The 4,244-nt window shown below is 70.3% G+C and carries 6 protein-coding genes; all 6 read left to right on the top strand.

From position 1 onward, the window contains the following. A partial coding sequence (locus HR086_RS45135; protein ID WP_174468747.1) for a HEAT repeat domain-containing protein occupies nt 1-568 on the top strand: 568 nt, incomplete at its 5' end. A gap of 14 nt (nt 569-582) precedes the next feature. Then, on the top strand, nt 583-1,464 hold the full coding sequence (locus HR086_RS45130) for a protein-glutamate O-methyltransferase CheR (RefSeq protein WP_246137324.1): 882 nt from the start codon (nt 583-585) through the stop codon (nt 1,462-1,464). Continuing rightward, entirely contained in the window at nt 1,461-2,498 is a 1,038-nt protein-coding gene (gene cheB, locus HR086_RS45125) for a chemotaxis-specific protein-glutamate methyltransferase CheB (RefSeq protein ID WP_141644344.1), read from the top strand. The genes HR086_RS45130 and cheB overlap by 4 nt, the downstream gene beginning before the upstream one ends. Before the next feature lie 55 nt (nt 2,499-2,553). Beyond that, complete coding sequence (locus tag HR086_RS45120) at nt 2,554-2,934, top strand: response regulator (protein ID WP_141644343.1); 381 nt, start codon at nt 2,554-2,556, stop codon at nt 2,932-2,934. Nucleotides 2,935-2,948: 14 nt separating this feature from the next. Further along, nucleotides 2,949-3,707, top strand: coding sequence for an ABC transporter ATP-binding protein (locus HR086_RS45115; RefSeq protein WP_141644342.1), 759 nt, complete (start codon nt 2,949-2,951; stop codon nt 3,705-3,707). Next, on the top strand, nt 3,704-4,244 hold a 541-nt coding region (locus HR086_RS45110), incomplete at its 3' end, for a putative ABC exporter domain-containing protein (protein ID WP_373564445.1). The genes HR086_RS45115 and HR086_RS45110, both read left to right, overlap by 4 nt.

Genomic DNA, 4,244 nt, shown 5'->3' with positions numbered 1-4,244 from the left:
GGTGGACGGCGGGGTGGGACGCGAGCTGGCGCGGGCGGCGCTCGCGGACGAGGCCGCGCCGGTGCGAGCCGCGGGCGCGCGGGCCATGGGAAGACTGGGCGGCACGGAGGCGGGGGCGCTCTTGCGCTCCGCGCTCCAGGACGAGGAGTCCTCCGTGCGACGGGCGGCGGTGGAGGCGGTGGGTGAGAGTGGCGCGATGGACCGTGTCACCGAACTGGAGCCGCTGGTCCGCCATCCCGACGGAGCGCTCGCGGTGGCGGCGGTGCGCGCGTTGTCGCGGCTTGGGCGAGTGGGTGAGCGCGTGTTGAGAGAGGCTTCGGGTCATCCGGACGCGGAGGTGGTGAAGGCGGTGCTGTCGGCGGGAGCGGTGTCTCGGGAGGGCGTGTCGTTGGCGGTGTCGCTGCTGGAGCATCCGCACTGGGACGTTCGCGCGGCGGCGGCGCGGGTGCTGGGAGATTCGGGAGGGCCGGAGTGTCTGGGCCCCACCCAGCGGGCGCTGGAGGCGGAGTCGGACGTCCTGGCTCGACAGGCGCTGTCGGACGCGGTGGAGCGCCTGGCTCGGCGCTGAGAGAGGGACACGGGGTGGCGCGCTTCGACGACAGCCGGCCGGAGATGACGGCGGAGGAGTTCCGGCTCCTGAGGGACCACGTGTACTCGCACTGCGGCATCCTGGTGCACGAGGACATGAAGTTCGTCATGGAGCGGCGGCTGTGGCCTCGGCTGGAGGCGCTGGGCGTGCCGGACTTCAGCGCGTATCACCGCTACCTTCGCTACGACGCGAACCGGCACGCGGAGCTGGAGGCCGCGGTCGAGTCGCTCACCACGCACGAGACGTACTTCTTCCGCGAGCCCTCGCAGCTCAAGGCGTTCCGCGAGGAGCTGTTGCCGCTGTTGGAGAAGCGCAACGGGCGCACGCGTCGGCTGCGGCTGTGGTCCGCGGGGTGCTCGTCCGGCGAGGAGGCGTACACGCTGGCGATGCTCCTCAAGGACGAGCGCCGCTTCGAGGACTGGGACGTGGAGGTGTACGGCAGCGACATCTCCCGGCGCGTGCTGTCGATGGCGCGGCGCGCGGAGTATGGGCCGTCCGCGCTGCGCGCCACGTCGGCGGACCTGCTCGAGCGCTTCTTCGTTCCGGCGGGCAACGCGAAGGTGCGGGTGCGCGACGACGTCCGGGCGATGGTGTCCTTCGGTCACCACAACCTGCTGGACGAGGCGGGCAGTCAGCTGGTGATGAAGATGGACGCGGTCTTCTGCCGCAACGTGATGATCTACTTCGACCAGTCCGCGCGCAGGCGGGTGCTGCGCATCCTGCGAGACCGGCTGGTGCCGGGAGGCTATCTGCTGCTGGGGCACTCGGAGAATCTGCTCAACCTGGGCGCCGACTTCGAGCTGGTCCACCTGCGAGGCGACCTGGTGTACCGGCGGCCGGAGCTGCCAGGGCTGACGGGGGGCGAGGCGCGATGAGCGGGCAGAAGGGCGTCTCCGTGCTCGTCATCGACGACTCCGCGCACAACCGGCACACGCTGACCACGCTGCTGGAGTCCGCGCCGGACGTGAGGGTGTTGGACCGCGCGGCCGATGGTGAGGAGGGGCTGAAGAAGGTCCTGGAGCTGAAGCCCGACGTGGTGACGTTGGACCTGGAGATGCCGAAGCTGGGCGGCTACACGTTCCTCCGGCTGCTGATGCGCACGGCGCCCACGCCGGTCATCGTCATCTCCAGCTATGCGCACCGCTCGGACGTCTTCAAGGCGCTGGAGCTTGGCGCGTTCGACTTCATCGCCAAGCCCGCCAAGGGCACCCCGGCGGAGTTGGAAGTCCTTCGCCAGGAGCTGCTGGAGAAGGTGCGAGCGGCGCTGCATGTGCGGCCGGGGCAGCGTCACGCCTCGCCCGGGGCTCGGGCGCTCGCGGTGGCGGGCGAGCTTCCGCTGGTGGTGGCCATCGGCGCCTCGACGGGGGGACCTCCCGCGGTGCAGCGCGTGCTGGAGGGACTGGCCGCGGAGCCCACGCCATGCGTGCTGGTGAGTCAGCACATGCCCGCGCAGTTCACCCGGGCCTTCGCGGACCGGCTGGACCGCATTGGCCCCTTCACGGTGACGGAGGCGAATGAGGGTGACGTGGTGCAGCCGGGGCACGTGTACATCGCTCCGGGCGGGCGGCACCTCGTGGTGGTGGAGCGCGGCACTCGGCTGGAGCTGCAGACGCCGCCGCTCACGCACCTGGACAAATACGCGCCGAGCGTGGACCGGCTCTTCACCAGCGTGGCGCAGGTGTTGGGCAACCGCGCGCTGGCGGTGGTGCTGACGGGCATGGGCGCGGATGGGGCGGTGGGGGCGCGCGAGGTGCAGCGCGTGGGCGGAGAGGTGTGGGCCGAGTCGGAGGAGACGGCGGTCGTCTTCGGCATGCCAGGCGAGGCCATCGCCTCGGGGGCGGTGAAGCGGGTGCTGCGACTGGGGGAAATCGGACCCGCGCTGGCGGCCATCGCCCGGCGGCGGCGATGAGGGGACGCGGAACAGCGGGCGGTGGAAGAGGCCCGGGTGTTAGTCTGGGCGGGTCATGACGCAGCAGATTCGAGCACTGGTGGTGGACGACTCGCAGGCCATGCGACGCAGCATCATGTACGCGTTGCAACGCATCAGCGGGATGGTCTGCACCGAGGCGCAGGACGGCGCCGAGGGACTGAAGAAGTTGACCCAGGGACGCTTCGACCTGGTGCTCACGGACATCAACATGCCGTTGATGGATGGCCTCAAGCTCATCCACCACATCCGTCAGGCGACGGACCATCGCCATGTGCCCATCGTCGTCATCACGACGGAAGGCGCGGCGGCGGACCGCGAGCGGGCCCTGTCCTTGGGCGCGAGCGCGTACCTGGTGAAGCCCGTGCAGGCCAAGGTGGTGATGGACACCGTCAGGGACTTGCTGAAGCTGGACTGAGGGCGAGCGAGCGAATGGACTTCGTCCTGCGGGTGGCGGGCCTGGAGAAGCGCTACGGCGCGGTGAACGCCGTGCAGGGCCTCACCTTCGCGGTCGCACCCGGCGAGGTGCTGGGGCTGGTGGGCCCCAACGGCGCGGGCAAGACGTCCACGCTTCGATGCCTCGCGGGCATTCTTCCTCCCACGTCGGGCCGGGTGGTGGTGGCGGGCTACGATTTGGCGAAGGACGCGGTGGACGCCAAGCGTGAACTGGCCTTCCTGCCGGACGAGCCGCGCTTCTTCGACTACCTCACGGTGTGGGAGCACCTGAACTTCACCGCGCGCCTCTACGGCGTGGAGGACTGGGAGGAGCGAGGCAAGGCGCTCTTGGAGGAGATGGAGCTGACGGGCAAGGAGAAGGCGCTGCCGGGTGAACTGTCGCGCGGCATGAAGCAGAAGCTGTCCATCGCCTGCGGCTTCCTGCACTCGCCCAAGCTCATCCTCCTGGACGAGCCCCTCACGGGGTTGGACCCGATTGGCATCCGCCGGATGAAGGCGTCGTTGCGGCGGCGCGCGGAGGAGGGCGCGGCGCTGGTGTTGTCCTCGCACCTGCTGCCGCTGGTGGAGGAGCTGTGCCACCGGCTGCTGGTGATTGCCGGAGGGCGGGCCATGGCGCTGGGCAGCCTGGAGGCGATTCGCGCGAGGCTGAGTGGACCGGAGGGCGAGAGCGCGTCGCTGGAGGACCTCTTCGTGCGCATCACCAGCGCGGCGGAGACGGAGAAGCCCCCGCCGTGAGCTTCTCGAGCGCCGTCGTGTTCCTGTGGCTGGCCTCCTCGCGCAACCGCCTGCGGCTCCAGCTCCAGCGATTGCGCAGGCCGCGCTACCTCGTCGGGGCCCTGGTGGGACTGGGCTATGTCTACTCCATCTTCCTGCGACGGCTGGAGTTCGGTGGGACGTTGAGCAACGTGCCTCCCGGGGTGCGGCTGTTCGCGGAGCTGTCACTGGTCGTCTCCGCGCTCGTCACCGTGTTCTCCGCGTGGGCGCTGGGGCCGGACCGTCCCTCGCTGACCTTCACGGAGTCGGAGGTGGTGCAGCTGTTCCCCGCGCCCGTCACCCGGCGCTCGCTGCTGCACTACAAGCTGGCTCGCGGATTGATGGGCGCTGGGGCCGGCGCGTTGTTCGCCTCGCTGTTCGTCGGCCGGTTGGTGAGCCCGGCTCCGGGCTTCTTCTTCCTGGGCGCGTTCCTGTCCCTGGGGACGCTGTATCTGCACTCCACGGCCGCGTCCTTCATGCGCACGCGCTGGGGGGAGTGGGGCACTCGGGGCCTGGTGG

Origin of the sequence: Myxococcus sp. CA039A (assembly GCF_013336645.1) — a bacterium.
In the GTDB taxonomy this organism is placed as follows: Bacteria; Myxococcota; Myxococcia; order Myxococcales; family Myxococcaceae; genus Myxococcus; species Myxococcus llanfairpwllgwyngyllgogerychwyrndrobwllllantysiliogogogochensis.
This window is presented reverse-complemented; position numbering and strand designations above follow the sequence as displayed.

Excerpts from the sequence above, each read along its gene's own strand:
- HR086_RS45115 (WP_141644342.1), top strand. The coding sequence starts at position 2,949 with ATGGACTTCGTCCTGCGGGTGGCGGGCCTGGAGAAGCGCTACGGCGCG.
- cheB (WP_141644344.1), top strand. The coding sequence starts at position 1,461 with ATGAGCGGGCAGAAGGGCGTCTCCGTGCTCGTCATCGACGACTCCGCG.
- HR086_RS45120 (WP_141644343.1), top strand. The coding sequence starts at position 2,554 with ATGACGCAGCAGATTCGAGCACTGGTGGTGGACGACTCGCAGGCCATG.